20 protein-coding genes and 1 pseudogene are annotated in these 20,884 nt (G+C 36.5%); 6 read left to right on the top strand and 15 right to left on the bottom strand.

Annotated features, from left to right (window positions below):
- Positions 1–11: 11 nt before the first annotated feature.
- From murD to mraZ, 7 genes and pseudogenes are all read right to left on the bottom strand, one after another.
- The gene (murD, locus tag GUU89_RS06765; protein ID WP_162127208.1) at positions 12–1,346 is read right to left on the bottom strand and encodes a UDP-N-acetylmuramoyl-L-alanine--D-glutamate ligase; all 1,335 of its coding nucleotides are present in this window, start codon (positions 1,344–1,346) and stop codon (positions 12–14) included.
- Positions 1,346–2,571: pseudogene (gene mraY / locus GUU89_RS06760) on the bottom strand (phospho-N-acetylmuramoyl-pentapeptide-transferase). Before mraY ends, murD begins: the two are co-directional and overlap by 1 nt.
- Before the next feature lie 4 nt (positions 2,572–2,575).
- Positions 2,576–4,039: a UDP-N-acetylmuramoyl-L-alanyl-D-glutamate--2,6-diaminopimelate ligase gene (locus tag GUU89_RS06755; protein WP_162127207.1), complete on the bottom strand. Its 1,464-nt coding sequence runs from the start codon at positions 4,037–4,039 to the stop codon at positions 2,576–2,578.
- On the bottom strand, positions 4,036–6,045 hold the full coding sequence (locus GUU89_RS06750; RefSeq protein ID WP_162127206.1) for a penicillin-binding protein: 2,010 nt from the start codon (positions 6,043–6,045) through the stop codon (positions 4,036–4,038). Before GUU89_RS06750 ends, GUU89_RS06755 begins: the two co-directional genes overlap by 4 nt.
- The gene (locus tag GUU89_RS06745) at positions 6,036–6,383 is read right to left on the bottom strand and encodes an FtsL-like putative cell division protein (protein ID WP_162127205.1); all 348 of its coding nucleotides are present in this window, start codon (positions 6,381–6,383) and stop codon (positions 6,036–6,038) included. Before GUU89_RS06745 ends, GUU89_RS06750 begins: the two co-directional genes overlap by 10 nt.
- Positions 6,380–7,288 (bottom strand): 16S rRNA (cytosine(1402)-N(4))-methyltransferase RsmH, encoded by a 909-nt coding sequence (gene rsmH, locus GUU89_RS06740; RefSeq protein ID WP_202924438.1) that lies wholly within the window; start codon positions 7,286–7,288, stop codon positions 6,380–6,382. Before rsmH ends, GUU89_RS06745 begins: the two co-directional genes overlap by 4 nt.
- Entirely contained in the window at positions 7,263–7,736 is a 474-nt protein-coding gene (mraZ, locus tag GUU89_RS06735; protein WP_162127203.1) for a division/cell wall cluster transcriptional repressor MraZ, read from the bottom strand. Before mraZ ends, rsmH begins: the two co-directional genes overlap by 26 nt.
- 390 nt (positions 7,737–8,126) lie before the next feature.
- Between mraZ and GUU89_RS06730 the strand changes: the two genes are divergently transcribed.
- Together GUU89_RS06730 and yihA are read left to right on the top strand one after the other, a co-directional pair.
- Positions 8,127–8,891 (top strand): alpha/beta fold hydrolase, encoded by a 765-nt coding sequence (locus GUU89_RS06730; protein ID WP_162127202.1) that lies wholly within the window; start codon positions 8,127–8,129, stop codon positions 8,889–8,891.
- Positions 8,892–8,936: 45 nt separating this feature from the next.
- On the top strand, positions 8,937–9,554 hold the full coding sequence (gene yihA / locus GUU89_RS06725) for a ribosome biogenesis GTP-binding protein YihA/YsxC (RefSeq protein WP_162127201.1): 618 nt from the start codon (positions 8,937–8,939) through the stop codon (positions 9,552–9,554).
- 26 nt (positions 9,555–9,580) lie between these two features.
- On the opposite strand, the gene gldC is transcribed toward yihA, so the two are convergent.
- Positions 9,581–9,916, bottom strand: a complete 336-nt coding sequence (gldC, locus tag GUU89_RS06720) for a gliding motility protein GldC (RefSeq protein WP_162127200.1) — start codon at positions 9,914–9,916, stop codon at positions 9,581–9,583.
- Positions 9,909–10,871 (bottom strand): gliding motility lipoprotein GldB, encoded by a 963-nt coding sequence (gene gldB / locus GUU89_RS06715; protein ID WP_162127199.1) that lies wholly within the window; start codon positions 10,869–10,871, stop codon positions 9,909–9,911. The genes gldC and gldB overlap by 8 nt, the downstream gene beginning before the upstream one ends.
- 97 nt (positions 10,872–10,968) lie before the next feature.
- Between gldB and nadE the strand changes: the two genes are divergently transcribed.
- Together nadE and GUU89_RS06705 are read left to right on the top strand one after the other, a co-directional pair.
- A complete protein-coding gene (nadE, locus tag GUU89_RS06710) occupies positions 10,969–11,775 on the top strand; it encodes an NAD(+) synthase (protein ID WP_162127198.1) in 807 nt (268 codons plus the stop codon).
- 73 nt (positions 11,776–11,848) lie between these two features.
- Complete coding sequence (locus GUU89_RS06705) at positions 11,849–12,478, top strand: response regulator transcription factor (protein WP_162127197.1); 630 nt, start codon at positions 11,849–11,851, stop codon at positions 12,476–12,478.
- 30 nt (positions 12,479–12,508) lie between these two features.
- On the opposite strand, the gene dnaG is transcribed toward GUU89_RS06705, so the two are convergent.
- The 5 genes from dnaG to GUU89_RS06680 form a co-directional block, all read right to left on the bottom strand.
- Complete coding sequence (gene dnaG / locus GUU89_RS06700) at positions 12,509–14,497, bottom strand: DNA primase (RefSeq protein ID WP_162127196.1); 1,989 nt, start codon at positions 14,495–14,497, stop codon at positions 12,509–12,511.
- A gap of 105 nt (positions 14,498–14,602) precedes the next feature.
- The gene (locus tag GUU89_RS06695) at positions 14,603–15,625 is read right to left on the bottom strand and encodes a hypothetical protein (RefSeq protein WP_162127195.1); all 1,023 of its coding nucleotides are present in this window, start codon (positions 15,623–15,625) and stop codon (positions 14,603–14,605) included.
- Positions 15,626–15,649: 24 nt separating this feature from the next.
- Positions 15,650–16,399, bottom strand: coding sequence for a hypothetical protein (locus tag GUU89_RS06690; protein WP_162127194.1), 750 nt, complete (start codon positions 16,397–16,399; stop codon positions 15,650–15,652).
- Between the two features lie 12 nt (positions 16,400–16,411).
- Positions 16,412–16,972, bottom strand: a complete 561-nt coding sequence (locus GUU89_RS06685; protein ID WP_162127193.1) for an RNA polymerase sigma factor — start codon at positions 16,970–16,972, stop codon at positions 16,412–16,414.
- Positions 16,973–17,118: 146 nt separating this feature from the next.
- Complete coding sequence (locus GUU89_RS06680; protein WP_162127192.1) at positions 17,119–18,096, bottom strand: polyprenyl synthetase family protein; 978 nt, start codon at positions 18,094–18,096, stop codon at positions 17,119–17,121.
- A 107-nt stretch (positions 18,097–18,203) separates the two neighbouring features.
- Between GUU89_RS06680 and GUU89_RS06675 the strand changes: the two genes are divergently transcribed.
- Complete coding sequence (locus tag GUU89_RS06675; protein WP_162127191.1) at positions 18,204–19,082, top strand: hypothetical protein; 879 nt, start codon at positions 18,204–18,206, stop codon at positions 19,080–19,082.
- 59 nt (positions 19,083–19,141) lie between these two features.
- On the opposite strand, the gene rlmN is transcribed toward GUU89_RS06675, so the two are convergent.
- Entirely contained in the window at positions 19,142–20,182 is a 1,041-nt protein-coding gene (gene rlmN, locus GUU89_RS06670; protein ID WP_162127190.1) for a 23S rRNA (adenine(2503)-C(2))-methyltransferase RlmN, read from the bottom strand.
- Between the two features lie 60 nt (positions 20,183–20,242).
- On the opposite strand from rlmN, the gene GUU89_RS06665 reads away from it, so the two are divergent.
- Positions 20,243–20,884, top strand: a complete 642-nt coding sequence (locus tag GUU89_RS06665; protein ID WP_162127189.1) for an O-methyltransferase — start codon at positions 20,243–20,245, stop codon at positions 20,882–20,884.

Below are 20,884 nucleotides of genomic sequence, written 5' to 3'. Positions count from 1 at the left end.
ATCCAAATTTTTTATAAATTTTGTACGGCTACTTTAAACTGTCTTCCTCTGTCTTCGTAGTTTTGGAACAAATCGAAACTGGCACAAGCCGGTGATAACAACACTGCATCTCCTTTTTCGGCAATATGGCTGGCAGTGTTTACTGCATCACGCATGTTATCTACTTCAACCATCATATCAACAACATTTCCGAAAGCATCAACGATTTTTTTATTGTCGACACCCAAACAAATAATCGCTTTTACTTTTTCGCGTACTAATGGCATTAGTTCATTGTAATCATTCCCTTTATCAACTCCACCAACAATCCAAACCGTTGGCACTGTCATACTGTCTAAAGCAAAGAAAGTTGCATTCACGTTGGTCGCTTTACTGTCGTTGATATACTGAACATTTTGAATTTTGAGTACTTTTTCCAAACGATGCTCCACTCCTTGGAAATTGGATAAACTCTCACGGATGGTTTCCTTTCTGATTTTCATTAATTGAGCCACCGATGTAGCTGCCATAGCGTTTTTCAGGTTGTGTTTTCCTTCCAATGAAACCTCTCCGGTTTTCATTTCAAATTCTTCGTTGTTAATGATGATGTCCATAGTTTCGTTTTTTATAAAGGCTCCGTTTTCAAAGGTTTGGGTTAGTGAAAAAGGAATTAATTTTGCGTTTGTTTTGTTTTGTTGTAACCAGGCTGAAATCGCTTCATCATCAGCATCGTAGATGAGATAATCGCTCTCGGTTTGGTTCATGGTTATTCTGAATTTTGATGCTATATAGTTTTCATATTTGTATTCGTATCGGTCTAAATGATCCGGGCTGATGTTGGTAATAATGGCAATTTCCGGTTTGTACTTTATAATCCCGTCTAGTTGAAAACTGCTCAACTCTAACACATAATAATCGTAATTTTCTTCGGCCACTTGCCAGGCAAAACTTTTTCCGATATTGCCTCCTAATCCCACATTCAACCCTCCTTCTTTCAGCAAATGGTAGGTCAACATGGTTGTCGTTGTTTTTCCGTTGCTTCCTGTTATTCCAATTGTTTTTGCTTTGGTAAACGGGTAAGCAAATTCGATTTCGGAAATAACCGGTATGCCTTTCTCCAACAGTTTTTTTACTATGGTAGATTTCTCCGGAATTCCTGGGCTTTTCATTACAACATCCGCATTCAGAATCAACTCTTCCGTATGCTGATTATCTTCCCATTTAATTTCATATTGTTTAAGAACTTCTCTATACTTATCTTTTATTTGCCCGTAATCGGAAACGAAGACATCAAATCCTTCTTTCTTTCCTAAAATGGCCGTTCCCACGCCACTTTCTCCTCCGCCAAGAACTACTAACCGCTTCATTATCTTAATTTCAAAGTCACTATAGATACGATGGCCAATAGTATAGCTACAATCCAAAAACGAGTTACGATTTTACTTTCGTGATAGCCTTTCTTTTGGTAATGGTGGTGCAATGGCGACATCAGGAAAATGCGTCTTCCTTCGCCAAAGCGTTTTTTGGTGTATTTGAAATAGGAAACTTGGAGAATTACAGATAAGTTTTCGGCAAAGAAAATGGCGCACAATACCGGCAACAACATTTCTTTTCTAACAGAAATGGCCAATACGGCTATGATTCCTCCGATAGTCAAACTACCTGTATCCCCATGAATACAGAAGCCGGATAGGAATTGTACCAAAGAAATCCGATTAATGCTCCTACGAAGGCCGAGATGAAAACCGTCATTTCTCCCGAATTGGGGATGTACATAATGTTGAGATAACTCGACAAAATAAGGTTACCCGAAACGAATGTAAAAATACCAAGTGCCAGTACTGAAATAGCGGAAGTTCCTGCGGCTAAGCCATCAATTCCGTCCGTTAAATTGGCACCGTTAGAAACTGCAGTGATAATGAAAATTACTATCGGAATGAATACCAACCATGCCCATTTTTCGTAACCATCGCCCGTCCATTCAATGATTTTGGCATAATCCAATTCATTGTTTTTCATAAACGGAATGGTTGTAACGGTTGATTTACTTTCTACCGGTGATTCATAAATTACGTTTTGTGTTTGGTTAAAAGTTATTGGTGTAGTAGCTCTTTCTCTAACGGTAACTCCCGGATGAAAATATAAAACCGAGCCTACAATAAGTCCTAAACCAACCTGACCGATTACTTTGAAAATCCCTTTTAATCCTTGTTTGTCTTTTTTGAAGATTTTGATATAATCGTCAATAAACCCTATGGTTCCCATCCAAAGTGTGGTTACTATCAGAAGGATGATGTAGATATTATTCAGTTTGGTTAACAACAAAACCGGAATCAACGTGGCGGTAATGATAATTAATCCTCCCATAGTTGGCGTTCCTGCTTTTTCATTTTGTCCTTGCAAGCCAAGCTCTCTTACGGTTTCTCCCACTTGCTGATTTCTTAGAAAGTTGATGATTTTTTTACCGTAAATGGTGGAAATCATCAGCGACAGAATTAACGCTAAAGCCGAACGAAATGTGATGTACTGGAAAACTCCCGTTCCCGGAACATCCATGGTTTTGTCGAGGTATTCAAATAAATAATATAGCATAGGTTTATTTATTTAGTTGTTCTAAAAGTTCTTTTACAATGGCCATATCGTCAAAATCGTGGCGTACGCCATTAATTTCCTGATACGTTTCATGCCCTTTTCCGGCAATCAAGATGATATCATTTGGACCGGCCAACTGACAAGCCGTTTTGATAGCTTGTTTTCTGTCGACAATGGACAATGTTTTTCTTTGATTTTGCGGCTCTACTCCTTTTTCCATATCGGCGATAATATCAATTGGGTCTTCCGTTCTTGGATTGTCCGAAGTGATAATTACTTTGTTACTCATAGAAGTAGCAATGTGAGCCATGATTGGTCTTTTGGTTTTATCTCTGTCGCCTCCGCATCCTACAACAGTAATGAGTTGCTCATTTTTGGTACGAATGTCATTGATGGTGTTCAAAACATTTTCTAAAGCGTCCGGAGTGTGGGCATAATCGACAATAGCAGTGATTTTGTCATTGGAAACTATAAATTGGAAACGTCCGGAAACGCTTTCCAGTTCCGACAACAATCGTAACACTTCTAATTTATCTAAGCCTAATTCAACCGCTGTTCCGTAAATCGCCAATAAATTGTAGGCATTGAAAGTCCCAATCAATCTTACCCAAACTTCATTTTCATTGATTTTCAACAATAAGCCTGACAATTGATTTTCGAGAATCTGTGCTTTGTATTCAGCGTAAGTTTTTAAAGCATAAGTCAGTTTTCGTGCCGATGTATTTTGCAACATTACCAAACCGTTTTTGTCATCAATATTGGTTAGGGCAAAAGCTGTTTTTGGCAAATGGTCGAAAAATGATTTTTTTACATCACGGTATTCTGCGAAAGTCGGATGGTAATCTAAATGGTCGTGGGACAGATTGGTGAAAACACCTCCGGCAAACTGTAAGCCTTCGGTACGTTTTTGATGAATCCCGTGTGAGCTCACTTCCATAAAGCAATATTCGACACCCACAGCGCTCATTTCAGCTAAATAATAATTAATCGTCAACGAATCGGGTGTAGTGTGTGTAGCTTTATATTCAACATCATCCACCAAAATTTTCACGGTGGAAAGCAATCCAACTTTGAAACCAGCTTTTTTGAACAATTGGTATAAAAGCGAGGCAATTGTGGTTTTACCATTCGTTCCTGTAATGCCAACTAACTGTAAATTTTGTGACGGATTGCCATAAAAATTGGTGGCCATAATAGCCAAAGCCGAATTGGTATCTTTTACCTGAATATAAGTAATACCGGTCACGATAATTTCCGGCAAAGTATCGCAAACAATAGCAACAGCTCCAAGGTTAATCGCTTTTTCTATAAAGTCATGTCCGTTTGAAACTGTACCGCGAATCGCCACAAAAACATCATTCTCCTGAACTTTTCGCGAGTCGAATTCAATTTTTTGTATAGTCATTTCTGTCGAACCCTTTACGACTTCGATAGCGACTTTGTATAATATATCTTTTAAAATAATCACGATAATTCGAGTATGATGATTTTGTTTTTATCTATAGCTTCTCCGGGTTGTACCGATTGTTTTTTTACTTTTCCGACACCGATAACTTTCACTTTCAGTTTTAAATTTTCCAAAAGTGCTACCGCATCCATCCCGCTCATTCCTTTAACATTTGGAACTCCTTTGGTTTCTTCTTGCGATTTGATGGCATATTCGTTATACGCTTTCTCTTGTTTACCAACTTTTCGGTTCAGATTTTTAATTTCATTGGTGGATGGTGCGTCAGTGAAAATCTTTTGCGCAATGCGTTTGAAAACCGGTCCGGCCACATCGGCTCCGTAATAATTATTGCCAGAAGTATTGGGTTTATGCACTACAACTATGCAAGAATATTTTGGATTCTCTGCCGGAAAAAAACCAACGAAAGAAGAGATATAATGTTTTTCAGAACCCCCATTTTTAGCATAATTGGCTTGTGCTGTTCCTGTTTTCCCTGCCATGGAAAAATCTTTAGAATACAGTTTTGAGCCCGTTCCTCTTTTCACCACATTTTGCATTACGGCTTTTAGTTTCTTGATGGTTTCCTCGGAACAAATTTTTGGATTGATGACTTGCTTATCATATTTTTTGATGGTTTTGTTCCATTCTTTGATTTCAGAAACGAATTGTGGCTTTACCATTTCGCCATTATTGGCCACCGCATTATACAACGTCAAAGTTTGCAAAGGCGTCACGGCAACACCATATCCAAAAGCCATCCACGGCAATGAAATAGCGCTCCAATGCTTATCGTTTGGTTGTGGTATATATGGTTTTCCTTCTCCTTGAAATGGCAATCCCAGTGGTTTGTTTAAACCCATTCGGTCAATTCGGTCTACAAATTCTTGTGGATTGTTTTTATAATTTTCATATACCGCCTGTACCATTATAGTATTAGAAGATACTTCAAAACCTCGGGCTAAAGAAATTCTTCCGTAACCACCTTCGTGCGAATCGCGGACTTTTTTTCCACGGTAATCAATAATACCTCCTTTGCTATCATATACTTTATTGGTGTCAATTTTATTATCATCCAACAAAGCAATCATGTCGATTAGCTTGAACGTTGAACCCGGTTCATGAGCTTCGGCTATAGCGTAATTAGTAGTTTCAAAATAAGTAGAATCGCTTTCTTTTAGTTTTCCTAAATTGGAAATCGCTTTGATTTTCCCGGTTTTGGTTTCCATCACCACTACACAACCGTGTTCGGCTTTGTAATCTTTTAATTGTTTTAACAACGCGTGGTGCGCAATATCCTGAATGTAAACATCAATAGTAGAAATCACATCGTAACCATCTTGAGGATCAACTTCGTTCACATCGCGAATAGGTTTCCATTGGCCTTTGGCTATTTTTTGTTTTAATACTTTACCGTCTTTTCCGTTCAAATATTTTCGAAATGACCACTCAATTCCTTTCCCGTCAGGTTTTCCTTCCGGTGTAATTCTTTCGTAGCCGATGGTTCTTTCGGCAATTTTACCAATAGGGTGTTCACGAACCGTTTCTTGTTCGGTAATCATACCCCCTTTATTGGCTCCCAAATTGAATAGCGGAAAACTTTTGATTTTCATGTATTGGGTATAACTCAAATCACGCGCAATTAATAAATACCTGTTTTTATTGGCTCTTGCCATGCGTAATTGCGTATGGTAAAAGCTACTTGGTTTACCCAACATCAAAGACAGGGAATCCGACAAAGGCTTAACATTTTTTTCAAACGAATCCCCTTTGGGCGCTACGGCATCAAATCGGATGTTGTAATTTGGAATAGAAGTTGCCAACAAACTGCCGTCAGCGGAATAGATATTTCCTTTATTAGCAGGAATCACGAAGTTCTTTACCGTTCTTTCTTTAGCTAATTTTCTATAGTGATCACCTTCCACCCACTGAATTTTAGAGAGTTTGAAGGTAATCGCCATAGCCATCAGGAAGATACTGAAAGCCACTAGGTAAATGCGGTAAGAGATATGTTTATCTTCTATTGCCATAGTTTTTGAAAGAAACTTTTTTCTGCCGGTTTTTTAACTTTTATCTTTTGCGGAGGTACCGAAGAAGGGAAAATTTTTCGTTCTTCCATTTTTTCGGAAACCGTTGATTCCATTTTTAATTTCATTAATTCAGAGCGCTTGTCTACAAATTCAGAGCGCAATTCTTTTACTTCATTGGTCAATTCGCTTATTCGGTAAACCTTTTCATCATAATTATGACCGTAGGCAATCATCAGAATGGCTAAAAAAATGCAAAACACTATGAATCGCCAGTTCTTGGTAGCATCTTCATTGACTAAAAATCGAGCTTTTAATATGCCGTAAACTCCTTTTTTCATCGCTTCTCTGCTATTCTTAATTTGGCACTTCTTGCTCTGTTATTGCTTTTAATTTCAGCATCGTCCGGAACAATTAGTTTACCGATCAATTTGAATGGCACCGAAAAGTTTCCGAAAAAATCGCGTTCCGGCTCACCTTCAAACATGCCGTTTTTCATGAATCGTTTTACCAAACGGTCTTCAAGTGAGTGATACGAAATCACGCTTAATCTACCTTCGGGCTTCAATATTTCAAGAGACTGTTCTAAAAACTCTTTTAAAACATCCATTTCTTGATTCACTTCTATTCGGATAGCCTGATAAATTTGGGCCAATATTTTATTCTTGAATTGTTCCGGTAAGAACTTCGCCAAAATCAATTTTAGTTCATCGGTGGTGCTGATGGCTTTTCTTTCTCTGGCTTCGATTATAGTTCTTGCCAAGGCAGGTGCTGCTTTCAATTCGCCATAATCCAAAAACACTCTTTTTAGATTAGCTTCATCGTATTCATTAATCACTTTGTAAGCATCCAAATCATTTTTCTTGCTCATTCTCATATCCAAATCGGCATCAAAACGAGTAGAAAACCCTCTTTCAGGAACGTCAAACTGATGAGACGAAACACCTAAATCGGCTAAAATACCGTCTACACTTTTTACCCCGTGAAATCTTAAAAAGCGTTTGATATATCTGAAATTTTCCTGAATTAAAGTAAATCGTTCATCAGGCAAAGCATTCGCCCAAGCGTCTTCGTCTTGATCGAAACCAAATAACTTTCCGTTAGGACCTAATCGATTCAAAATCTCTTTGGAATGCCCTCCTCCTCCGAAAGTCACATCCACGTAAATTCCATCGGGCTTAATATTCAAACCATCAACTGTTTCTTTCAACAAGACAGGATTATGATATTCCATTGTCATCATCATTTATATTTCCCATTACATCTTCGGCCAAATCAGCAAAATCAATATCCTCTCCGGCAATTGATTTTTCATATAAGTCTTTATCCCAAATTTCTACGATGTTCACAGCAGATGAAAGCACGATGTCTTTAGAAATCTTACCGAAAGCCACTAAATCTTTTGGAATTAACAAACGACCTAAATCATCTACTTCTACCACTTTCACACCAGCCGTAAAACGACGAATGAAGTCGTTATTTTTCTTAACAAATCGGTTGAGTTTGTTGATTTTTTGCATCATCAAATTCCATTCAGTCATCGGATATAATTCGAGACACGGTTGAAAAACAGAACGCTTCAAGACGAAGCCATCTTGAAGAGAATTAGCCAGTTGCTTCTTTAAAGCCGAAGGAATCATGAGTCTTCCTTTGGCGTCAACTTTGCATTCATATGTTCCGATTATGGAGTTCAATTGTCGTTTGTTTTGATTAACAGCAAAAATATAAAAATAATTACCACATTTTACCACTAATTACCACTTTGTTAATAAGTTTTACCACTTTATTTCCATTTTGGTCGAAAACACAACAACAACACACCACTGCTTTTTTTAACAAATCATTAAGTAAAACGGGAAGACTATAAGAAAAAAGCACAAAAACCTGATTTCAAATACTTTTGTTACGAAATATTGATTGTTGAGCAATTAAGAAAGAAAGTGTAATTTTCTAAAACTATTCACCCTGATTTTGAAAAATTGTTGATGAAATTCTTGCTTTTTAGTAGTAAATATTCCTGATAGAAAAGTGTTTTTAGCTATAAAATCATATATTTGTTGCCGATGTAAAAGTCGAAAAATTATATGGACGGAAATTTAAAAAAAGAAGGTAGGTATTCTTATTATGAAGTGGGCGAAGGCACGCCAATTGTCGTTTTACACGGTTTGATGGGGGGCTTGAGCAACTTCAGCGGAGTGGCTGATTATTTTTCAACAAAAGGATATAAAGTGGTTGTTCCCGAATTACCGATTTATACCCAAAACATACTAAAAACCAACGTCAAGGCTTTCGCTAAATACGTAAAAGACTTTATCACTTTCAAAGGATATGACCGTGTGATTTTACTTGGCAATTCGCTTGGAGGGCATATCGCTCTGTATCATTCTAAAATGTATCCCGAAAAAGTGGCCGGACTTGTAATTACTGGAAGTTCAGGTCTTTACGAAAGCGCGATGGGTGACAGTTATCCAAAACGTGGCGATTATGAGTACATTAAGAAAAAAGCAGAAGCTGTTTTTTACGACCCAAAAGTAGCCAGTAAAGAAATTGTTGATGAAGTTTTTTCGGTAGTAAACGACAGAATTAAAGTGATTAAAACTTTAACGATTGCAAAAAGCGCAATTCGTCATAACATGGCCAAAGATTTGCCAAAAATGCATGTAAAAACCTGTATTATTTGGGGTAAAAACGACCAGGTTACGCCTCCGGAAGTAGCTGAAGAATTTCACAAATTGATGCCTAATTCTGAATTATACTGGATAGACAAATGTGGACATGCAGCCATGATGGAGCATCCTGACGAGTTTAACCGCTTGTTACACGAATGGCTAAAAGAAGTACACTTATAGACTAAAAGTCCTGTTTGGGGACTTTTTTATTTTAAATAAAAACCAATGAAAATCAATTCAGCCGAATTTATCATCAGCAATTCCGATGTGAGTAAATGTCCGAAAGACCCCTTGCCGGAATATGCATTTATTGGTCGTTCCAACGTGGGAAAATCTTCTTTGATTAACATGTTGACAAACCATAAAAATTTGGCCAAAACTTCGGGAAAACCCGGAAAAACACAATTAATAAATCACTTCAAAATAAACTTAAATTGGTTTTTGGTTGATTTACCAGGTTATGGTTATGCCCGTGTTTCTAAGAAAACAAAAGAAGTTTTCCAACAATTCATTACCGATTATTTTGAAAAAAGAGAGCAATTGGTTTGTGCTTTTGTCTTAATTGACATCCGTTTGGAAGCGCAGAAAATTGATTTGGAATTCATTAATTATTTGGGAGAAATAGAAGTGCCTTTTTGCATTATTTTTACCAAAGCAGATAAAATCAGTAAAACTAAAATTGATTCACATATAGCCGCTTACCGCAAAGCCCTTTTGGCAAACAACTGGGAAGAAATGCCCCAACACTTTGTAACTTCGGCACTGGAAGCCACAGGAAGAGACCAAGTGCTCTCCTTCATTGATGGCGTAAATAATGAAATGTTCAAGAGTAATTCATTATAAAAAAGGTGGTCAATTGACCTCCTTTTTTATTTCTTTAATTCTAACTTTTCTGCAAAATAATCGCAGAAATCCTTCATAGTGTCAGCCATTTTTTCATCTTGGGTAGCGCGCTGAAATGTATCTGTCATCGCGACCAATGTTTGATGGAAGAATTTTTTCATCTCATCAACCGGCATATCTTTCGTCCACAAATCAATGCGAAGCGTTTCTTGCACTTTACTGTCCCAAATGGAAAGCATTATTGCTTTAGCTTCTTCTTTTTCAACACCGCCGTCTTGCGCTGTCCAGGAAAGTTTTTCGGGTATGCGGTTTTCATCTAATTCAACAAGGAATTTTATTTCGGATTTTGTGGTTTTACTCATTCTTTTTGGGTTTGTATTTTGATTTTTCAAATAATTGTTTGGCGTCCATTTTCAACATATCCTGCAAACTGACCTCGTTGTTTTCCATAAACGAACGAACTATTTGCCAGCCGACCCATTGCCCGACTCTACCCGGAGATTCGTTATCAATTTCGAGATAGAATTTAGAAAAGGGTGCTACATTTATAAAGCGATTCGGCAATCTGGAATCGGAATCAAACAGCAGGTTTTCGTCTATAAAAAAGCGCCACATGTAGCTTTCGTTTTCCTTACACCAAGTGATTTGTTCGGGTTTATACCCAATTTTTTCGGCATCGGTATAGTCAGGCAACATTATATCTTTTAAATAAAGTTCTTTTCCATAATAAACCATACTTGACAACAAGGTTTTATCACTTGGAGGCGGCACTTTTCGCATAGCAAAACTCGACACAATATCAGGCATCATTTGACGCTCTTCAAAGTTTTGTCTGAGATATTCCGGGAAAGTATAAAACTTTACATCTTTTCCTAAATACAATTCCAAGGCAATGATTAATTTATCGTTAGCATATATCGCTTTAGTATTATAATCCATTTCACCTATAACTGTATAAATTTTAGGCATAATTGTTTCGGGGAAATAGTATTTGAAATGTTTGAACAAGTCTTCAATTTCATTGGTTTGCTTGCCAAAATCAGGGTATTTCTTTTCTACTTCAGCGTACAAATCTCGCCAGTCTTTGTTTTGCATTTTTTCTATCCAAAGCTTATCCTCAACTCCTTGAGGGAAGAAAAAAGGATACTCGGCTTTCAGATTAGGCAAATCTTTTGGTGTAGCTTCAAAAAAAGCTTTGTCAAATCGATCCACTTTTAGTTGTACGGGAATTTGTTCTACGGCTTTTTCCACTTTAGATTTCTTATCGCAGGAAGCAAAAGCTAAAACTAAAAAAAGGGCCAAAATTTGTTTCTTCATTGTTAAGAAATTTATACGGTGAAAATCAGCTTAAAAGGCACCTGATTTTTTTACTTTTGCAAATATACATTGCAGTTTTCAAAAAATTTCATAACAAATGACTAAAAAAAGTAAAATCAAGGTAGGGGAAGTGAACACCTATATTGTTACATGGTTGAAAGATTATTCAGCCAAATCTAAAACAAATGGATTTGTAATTGGAATATCAGGAGGTGTAGATTCGGCCGTAACCTCCACCCTATGTGCTCAAACGGGTTTAACAACTTTATGTGTTGAAATGCCAATTCATCAAGACATTACCCAAGTGAGCCGTGCCAGAGAACACATTGAGCAATTGAAAAAGCGTTTCCCTAATGTACAGCATGCAGAAGCTGATTTGACAGCCGTTTTTGAAACATTTAAAAGCAAGGTACCCGGGAGCAATGACAACACTAGATTGGATTTAGCGTTGGCAAATACAAGAGCCCGATTGCGAATGACAACTTTGTATTATTTTGCCGGAATCGAAGGTTTATTAGTTGCAGGAACAGGAAATAAAGTTGAGGATTTCGGGGTTGGATTTTATACCAAATATGGTGATGGCGGTGTTGATTTAAGTCCGATTGCCGATTTAATGAAAAGTGACGTGTATGCCTTGGGTGAATATTTGGAAATTCCTCAATCAATTCAAAATGCTGCGCCCACGGATGGTTTATTTGGCGATTCGAGAACAGATGAAGAGCAAATTGGCGCGAGTTATGACGAATTAGAATGGGCTATGTTGGAAACGGAAAACAACAAAAAAAGTGAGGATTTTTCAGGAAGAGACAAAGAAGTGTTTGGTATTTACAAAAAATTAAATACTATAAACCAACATAAAATGAATCCAATTCCTGTATGTTTAATCCCAAAAAAATTGAAATAATTAACCTTTTTTACAATATAATTATTTAACTTTACAGTAAATTTCTATTAATTTTTTATCAAATACCACAATTATGATAAATGTATGTATTGCTGATAACTTTCCAGTTGTACACTTTGGAATGAAGGCTTACTTCAAGGATCACCCTGAAATAAGTATTGTATCCAACGTAGGAAATTTTTTTATGGTTCCAGATGCTTTAAGAAACAAAGAAATTGACGTCTTAATCATCGATTTAGAACTTGAAGGACTAAAAAGTATTTACGAAGTCAAGTCAATCATCAGAAATTTTCCAAAAACTAAAGTTATCGTTTTTAGTAGCTTGTCTGAACACATTTACGCCCCTAATGCTATTAAAGCAGGATGTGCAGGATATGTTCATAAGACATCAAAACTTGAGAATTTAGGTATAACCATTGTCAAAGTAAGTCAAGGGCAAATTATCCTGAATGAAGAAATCAAGAGAAACTTAGCACTTATTGCCAAACAAAACAAATCGGAGCGTTTGTACCGAAAACTTTCTAACCGAGAGATTGAAGTTTTGCGTTTCTTGAGTGATGGCAAGAAGAACAACGAAATTGCTAAAATTTTAGCCCTTAACGAAAAAACCATTAGTACCTACAAACTTCGTCTGTTGACCAAGTTAAATGTAACCAACTTGGTTGATCTCGTTAACAAAGCTAAAACTTTGGAAATCGTTTAAAAAGTAAAAACCCGCTTGATGCGGGTTTTTTTATAAGTAAGTAGAACGTATTCTCCCAATTTTATTCGTCAGACTGACTTTAAGCTTATTATAATCATTGATTGTAGCTTTTACTTCTTCCAAATCATTCTCTGCTTCACTGTTGTAATTTTGCATTAAATCAACTATCAACTTATTGATTAGGTATTCACGTAATGAAATCAACGTTTCGGTCACTAAATTAGTAAGCACTTCTTCGGACTCTTTTTCTTTAACAAAAACCTGCTTTTTTTCTAACCAGCCCGCAAGTGTATAACGCTCATTTTCCATTATTAAATTTGAAATAAAACTTGAATGAGCCTCTTCTAGAGTATTCATATAAGTTACGATATCAAAACCGGAATTATTGACATAATTATGAATCAAATCGTTGTAAATTTCCTGAAATAATGGATTGGTAAAGCTTATTTCATCTTCTTGAAGGCTCAAAAAAATTCGTTCCGAAATTTTACATTTTATTTTTTCTTTAACCTCAACTTCATTGCCTTCTTCATCAAAATTGATATAGATATTTTCAAAATCAGTTTCCAAATTTCCATACAAAACCAACATGCTTATGATGCTGATTTCCAGACTGGAAAGTATGTCCAATTTTTTTCTTGAAACCTCAACATCATGTTTAACCACCTCAAAAGCTTTTTGTTCGGTCTTGAGTTTTTTACCGGCCTCTGAAATATCTTTCTGAACCAACTGCGCCAATGTATTTAGCAGCACTTGCTCAGAAATATCCATGATGCGGGCCGTTTCCTGAATGTAGATTTCTCTTTTGATTCGGTCCGGAATCTTCGAAATACTAACTACCATATCGCGAATCAACTCCGCTTTCTTGATGGGATCATCATTGGCTTCATTCATCAAGAGAGAGGCCTTAAACTGAATGAAATCTTTAGCATTGTTTTCTAAATAAAATACTAAATCTTCATAAGATTTCTTTCGAGCAAAACTATCGGGATCATCACCATCAGGGAAAGTACAGACTTTTACATTCATTCCTTCTTCCAAAATCAAATCGATTCCGCGAATGGAAGCTCGCAATCCGGCGGCATCACCGTCAAACAAAACGGTAATATTTTTGGTCAATCGGTTAATTAATCGAATTTGATCCGGTGTCAGAGCGGTTCCCGAAGACGCTACCACGTTTTCTATACCCGCCTGATGCATTTGAATCACATCAGTATAACCTTCTACTAAATAACAATTATTAAGCTTAGCAATGGCTTGTTTAGCATGAAAAATTCCGTAAAGAACTTTGCTTTTATGGTAAATGTCGCTTTCCGGTGAATTTAAATATTTAGCCGCTTTCTTTTCATTAGTCAAAATTCTTCCGCCGAAACCTAAATTCCGACCCGATAAACTTTGAATAGGAAACATTACTCTACCTTTGAAACGGTCAAAATGCTTACCATCTTCTCTGGTAATTGTCAAGCCAACTTTTTCTAAAAATTCTAGTTGATATCCTTTTGCTAAAGCTTCTTTGGTAAAAGCATCCCAGGTTTCGGGCGAATAGCCTAATCCAAATTTAGTAATCGTTTCATTGGTAAATCCTCTTTCTTTAAAATAAGACAAGCCAATCGCTTTGCCTTCTTCTGAGTTTAAAAGTGTTTCGTGAAAATACGTTTTGGCAAATTCAGAAACCAAATACATACTTTCCTTTTCATTGGCCTCGATTTTATCTTCTTGGGAAACTTCGGTTTCTTCAATTTCGATATTGTATTTGTTGGCCAAAAACCGAATGGCTTCAGGGTACGTGAAATGTTCATGCTCCATCAAAAAAGTCACAACACTACCGCCTTTTCCCGAACTGAAATCTTTCCAAATTTGTTTTACAGGCGATACCATAAACGAGGGAGAGCGCTCATCCGAAAATGGGCTCAATCCTTTGTAATTGCTTCCGGCACGTTTAAGCTGAACAAAGTCGCCAATGACTTCTTCCACTCTGGCGGTTTCAAAAACTTTATCGATGGTTTCGCGGGTAATCAAGTTTTGATTTTTAAAATTTGAAAGAGGGTAAAAATACACAAAAATAAAAAAAGATGCTCCATTACTGAAGCATCTTTTTGAAGTATAAAATTAACTCAAACAAACTTAGTTTAAATCAAAACGCACTCCCAACGAGATGTTGTTTTGTTTGATTGCATTGTCTTTGAACATTGGGTTTAAATCATATTTCAAATACAAACTGGTTTCTTTGTAACCTATGTATGCACTCACCCCGTAAATAAAATCATTTACATTGAAATTCCCTTTGGTTTTTTGTGTCACATCTCGGCCACCATCTTCGTATTTTAAAATTTGTTTTGATTTAACTCGCACACCGGCATACCCTCCTATTCCGAAGCGTACACTTTCATGAGTTCTGAAGATTTTTTTCCCATCTTTATCTTTGGCTTTGGTAAAATCAAACTCTAAATGCACCGGCACAGAAAGAAACACATTTCTAAAACGAGAATCTTCTAAATGAACTGGGCTGTTTACCAAATCGGTTTGATCACCATTTACCACAAAATAACGATTGTCTGTAGCACGAAGATTATTGTACATTAAAGAAAGACCATATTTCAAGTGTAGAAAATTATCATTTTTTAAAAGACGAGTGTTTGCGGTAATTCCCCATTCGTAGAAATGAGAACCCCAATATCTGAAGTCAGAATTAGCAACACTTCCGTCAGTCACCACGTTATTTACTCCGGCAGCAAAAACAAACTGAGAGGTAGTTCTTAATTCACCTCTATGTCTTCTCAAGGAATCTTTCTTGATAGAAAAGGAAAAATATTCACTTTTCCAATCCTTGATTTTCCCGTCAACTTTTTGTTTTACTAAATCTTTTAATTCTTCTTGTGCCTGTCCGATGCGGGTTTCAATGTTGCTGGAGCGGGTTTCAGCTAACAGCATTTTTTTGGCATCAGCCTGCTCTTTAGTGATGGTTCCGGCTTCCAATTCTTTGTTTACCGTTTCTAATTCGATCTTCAAAGCCGCTTTTTCTTCTTTGGTAATATTTTCTATTTTATCGGCTATGGCTCTGGCCTTTCCTTCAAAGGTTTCCTGTGCTGTTGCTTTGCTTAGAATTAGACTCAACAATAGCGCTGCATAAATGGTAAAATTCTTCATGATTTTTGATTTATTGATTAATGATTATTCTTTGTTTCGGTTGGCTAATGCCACTTTTACTTCTTGGTAATTTTTATTCACTTTATTGATCATTTTTTCTCTGAATGTAAGCTCCAGCTCACCATCTACTTGGGAAAGAAGATTTTTGGCATCCACTTTCATCGTTGTTTTTTTTCCGATAAATTGTTTCGCTGTTTTATCTAAATCGGCCAATAAAGCATCGTCTGATTTGATTTCCTTTTTACTTTCAATAACGATTTCTTTTCTGGTTTCTATCCTTGGCAAATCTTTCAGTGCAACATCTGATGAATTTTGATATTCGATAGCTTTGTCTTTAATAATTTGATTTTGATTGTCATTCTCTTTTTGATTTACTGTTGTTTTTTGATTGATGATTGATTTTTTAGTTATTGGTTGTCGGTTGTTGGTTGCTGGTTGATTATCGACTACAACTTCATTTTGCTTTTGGCTTCCAATGATAGGGTTCTGAATTGTCTTTGATGGATTTTGAACTGTGTCGTTTTTAGTTTCAGTACCAACTACATTATTTATTGGTTTAATCGCTGTACCGTTTTGTGTGAAAAAAAATAGACCAAGCGTTACTAAAACCAAAATGCTGGCAGCAATAAACAAAAAGCCAAAAGGTCGTTTTGTTTTTTTTTCTTCGGCTACCGAAAGCATCGCATCCAATCGGTCCCACGCCTGAGCTGAAGGCTGAATCACTCTGGCATTCAACTTTGCTCTGAACTGTTTTTCTATTTTATTCGGTTCCATTATTATAGTTTTTTAATTTACTGCGTCAGTTCGCTGCGCTCGTGTGGTAATATGCTCCTGCAACATCTTTCTGGCATGAGATAGTTGTGATTTTGAAGTGCCTTCGCTTATCCCAAGCATAGATGCAATTTCCTGATGTTTAAATCCTTCAATAGCATATAAATTGAAAATCATTTTATAGCCTTCAGGTAAACTGTCAATCAGAAATTGAATTTCTTCCACCGAAAACTGACTTTCTATATTATTGTGTCTTTCTTCGAAGAAATTTTCATCTTCGATAAACTTTACTTTTTTATCTACTCTGATAAACGAAATGCATTCGTTAACCATAATTCGGCGAATCCAACCTTCAAAGCTTCCTTTGTGTTCAAAATTTTTCAATCCTGTAAACACCTTCATAAAAGCTGTAATCATTATGTCTTCGGCTTGATGCACATCTTTAATATATTGGCGGCAAACACTCAACATTTTAGGTGCGAATTTGGAATAAATCTGATGTTGTGCATGGCGATTGTTTTCGACAGCCAGTTCGATTAATTCCTTTTCATCTTTATGTAAATTGATAACTTTCAAAACCTATTGTTAGAGTTCTATGAGCATAGACGAGTGTCGTTGGAAAATGGTTGCATGACATTTTAAAAAAATCATGTTTAGAGACATAAAAACAAACAACCTTAACAAAATCAAGGCTTTGAATCTGAAAAAATAGTTGAAAAAAATTATTTTTTTCTTTCAATTACATAATTCACCATGAGCGAAAGAGCCTCTCTGTATTCTGATTGGGGGAAATTTTCTAAGATCTGAATAGCTTCTTGTTGGAACTGCACCATTTTTTGTTCGGCATAACGCAAACCGTTTTTGTCTTTTACAAATTGAATAACTTCTTTGACCCTTTTTTTGTCTTTGTTGTGGTTTTTAATTGAATTAATACACCAACTTTTTTCGTGAGTACTACAATTATTAAGGGCGTAAATCAAAGGCAGTGTCATTTTTTGCTCTTTGATATCAATTCCGGTTGGTTTACCTATAGCATCATCGGTATAATCAAACAAATCGTCTTTGATTTGAAATGCCATTCCGATGAGTTCACCAAATTTACGCATAGCTTCAACTTGAACTTCATCTTTAGAAACCGACTTAGCACCAAGTGCACAACAAGAAGCAATTAAAGTTGCTGTCTTTTTCCGAATGATTTCATAATAAACCTCTTCTACTATATCTAACCGACGGGCTTTTTCGATTTGCAATAATTCGCCTTCACTCATTTCACGAACAGCAACCGATATGATTCGAAGTAAATCAAAATCGCCATTATCAATAGAAAGCAACAAGCCTTTTGACAATAAATAATCGCCAACCAAAACGGCAATTTTGTTTTTCCACAAAGCATTGATAGAGAAAAATCCTCGGCGACGGTTGCTATCATCCACCACATCATCGTGAACTAGAGTGGCTGTATGAATAAGTTCAATAACACTGGCACCACGATAAGTTCTTTCATTGACATGGCCATCAGACAGCATTTTAGCCGTCAGAAAAACAAACATTGGTCGCATTTGTTTTCCTTTTCGATTGACAATATAATAGGTAATTCGATTGAGGAGAGCTACCTTTGATGTCATGGATTCGTAGAACTTTTTTTCAAAAAGTTCCATTTCCTGCTGAATGGGTTTTTTTATTTGTGAAGTGATATTCATCGCTTTCAAATATACAACAAAGCCATCGTTTGCAAAAAAAAATTACAGCTCATTAAACCATTTCGTTTTAACAAGGTCTTAACCAAAAACTAAAAATACTATACATTATGAAAACAAGAAATTTAATACTGGGATTGGCCCTTTCATTAAGCATTTTAAGCTGTAGTAAAGATGACAGCAATGACAACGGCACCGTGAGTGCTGATGATGCAAAAGCAAGCGCCAAAATTGACGCTATGAATGATGATGTTACCAATATAGTGGAAGAACAAGAATCTAATACTTATTTGAGCAACGGAAATGGAAAAACAACTCAATTTGGAAATTCAATGTTTTCCGATTGTGCAACCATCACGTTAAGCACTCCGCCTCCATATGCATCCGGGGATACAGTTACCAAAACTATTGATTTCGGAACCACCGGCTGTACTTTAAACAATGGGAACGTTCTAAAAGGAAAAATCATAATATCATTTGTATACCAACCGACTGCAACATCACATACCATCACTTATACTTTTGAGAATTTCTACCACAACGCAATTAAATTTGACGGGACCAAAACATTCACTCGTGTGATAATAGCAGCCAACGGAAATGTTCCTGCGCATCCAAAAGTTACTATGAATATGGATATGACAGCTACTTTTCCAAATGGTGATGTATACCACAGAACCGGCGAAAGAGTAAGAGAAATTATTGAAGGAATCGGCAATGACGATTTTTCAGATAATGTATATAGAATTACAGGAAACTGGTTAACTACTGGTCCAAACGGCGGAACACAAACCAGTACTATCACAACTGAGCTACATGTAAAAATGAGTTGTATTGCAGTACACAAACCGCTTATTGTTTCAGGAGTAATTACTATTGTGAGAGGAAACAACACAGCCACTTTAGATTATGGCAATGGAGCTTGTGATAATTTAGCGGTGCTGACGGTGAACGGAAATAACAGCTTCGATATCGTTATTGGAAATTAAAAATTGTTAATTATAAAAAGGAAAAAGTCCCGGTACTGAATGTAGTATCGGGACTTTTTTTATGATTTATTAGCCAATTGGCCGCAGGCAGCATCTATGTCTTTTCCGCGACTTCGCCTTACTTTAGCCACTATATCGTTTCGTTCTAAAGCTTTGATGTAATTATCAATAGCTTCATCAGCAGCTTGTTGGAATTCGCCGTCATCAATCGGATTGTATTCAATTAAATTAACTTTACAAGGCACGTATTTACAGAATTTCACCAAAGCGTCAATCGAAGCTTTATCATCATTGATGCCTTTCCAAACCACATATTCATAGGTTACTTTACTTTTGGTTTTTTGATACCAATATTGCAATGCTTCTTTCAATTCGGGCAATTGAAAATTTTTGGTGAATGGCATAATTCGGTTTCTGGTTTCTTCCACAGCGGAATGTAATGAAACAGCTAATTTGAATTTCACCTCATCATCGGCCATTTTTTTAATCATTTTGGGAACACCTGAAGTGGAAACCGTAATGCGTTTTGGCGACATCCCCAACCCTTCTTCTGACGTAATCATAGCAATGGCTTTCATCACATTGTTATAGTTCATCAACGGTTCGCCCATACCCATAAAAACAATATTAGAAAGCGGACGGTTATAATACAACCGACTTTCTCTGTCGATAGCCACCACTTGGTCGTAGATTTCACCGGGCTCCAAATTGCGCATTCTTTTTAATCGGGCAGTAGCACAAAAATTACAATCCAAACTACAACCTACCTGACTCGAAACACAAGCTGTAGTTCTGGTTTCGGTTGGAATCAAAACACTTTCCACTATCAAACCATCGTGCAAACGAACTGCATTTTTCACTGTCCCGTCCTCGCTGCGTTGCATGGTATCGACTTTGATATGATTAATCACAAAGTTATTTTCGAGCATGGCACGGGTTTCTTTAGACACATTGGTCATGTCTTCAAAACTGTGCGAGGCTTTGCTCCACAACCACTCATAGACTTGATTGCCCCGGAAGGCTTTATCGCCATTGGCCACAAAAAAATCGCGCAATTGTGCTTTGGTTAAACTTCGAATGTCTTTTTTCTCAATTTCCATGGCGCAAATTTAGGGTATTTTGGTTAGTTCGTAATTTGTATTTTTGTAAAAAATAAAACTATGCATTTCCTTTCTGAAGAATTAGACCAATATGTTACCAACCATTCCGAAAACGAACCGGATTTATTGGTACAACTGAATAGAGAAACTCATCAAAAAATACTGCAACCTCGCATGCTGAGTGGTCATTTTCAAGGTAGAGTATTGAGTATGCTTTCTAAAATAATCCATCCAACCAACATATTGGAAATTGGGACTTATACAGGTTATGCAACACTATGTTTGGCCGAGGGTTTAGCCGAAAACGGAACGATTGACACTTTGGATATTGAAGAAGAGTTAGTAGATTTTCAGCGAAAATATTTTGATAAAAGTCAGTGGGGAGCCCAAATAACACAACATCTTGGTGATGCTTTGGAGATTATTCCAACCTTGACTAAAAAATACGACTTGGTTTTTATTGATGCGGATAAAGAAAACTACATTAATTATTTTCATTTAATACTCCCTATTATGAACAAAGGAGGCATTATTCTTTCAGATAATGTTTTGTGGAGCGGCAAAGTTTTAGAAGAAGTAAAACCCAGCGACATTACCACCAAAATTATTTTAGAATACAACGAACTATTAAAAAACGACGAAAGAGTAGAAACAGTTTTATTACCAATACGAGATGGTTTGACCTTTTCTAGAGTGAGATAA

It is taken from the genome of Flavobacterium phycosphaerae, assembly GCF_010119235.1.
In the GTDB taxonomy this organism is placed as follows: Bacteria; Bacteroidota; Bacteroidia; order Flavobacteriales; family Flavobacteriaceae; genus Flavobacterium; species Flavobacterium phycosphaerae.
This window is presented reverse-complemented; position numbering and strand designations above follow the sequence as displayed.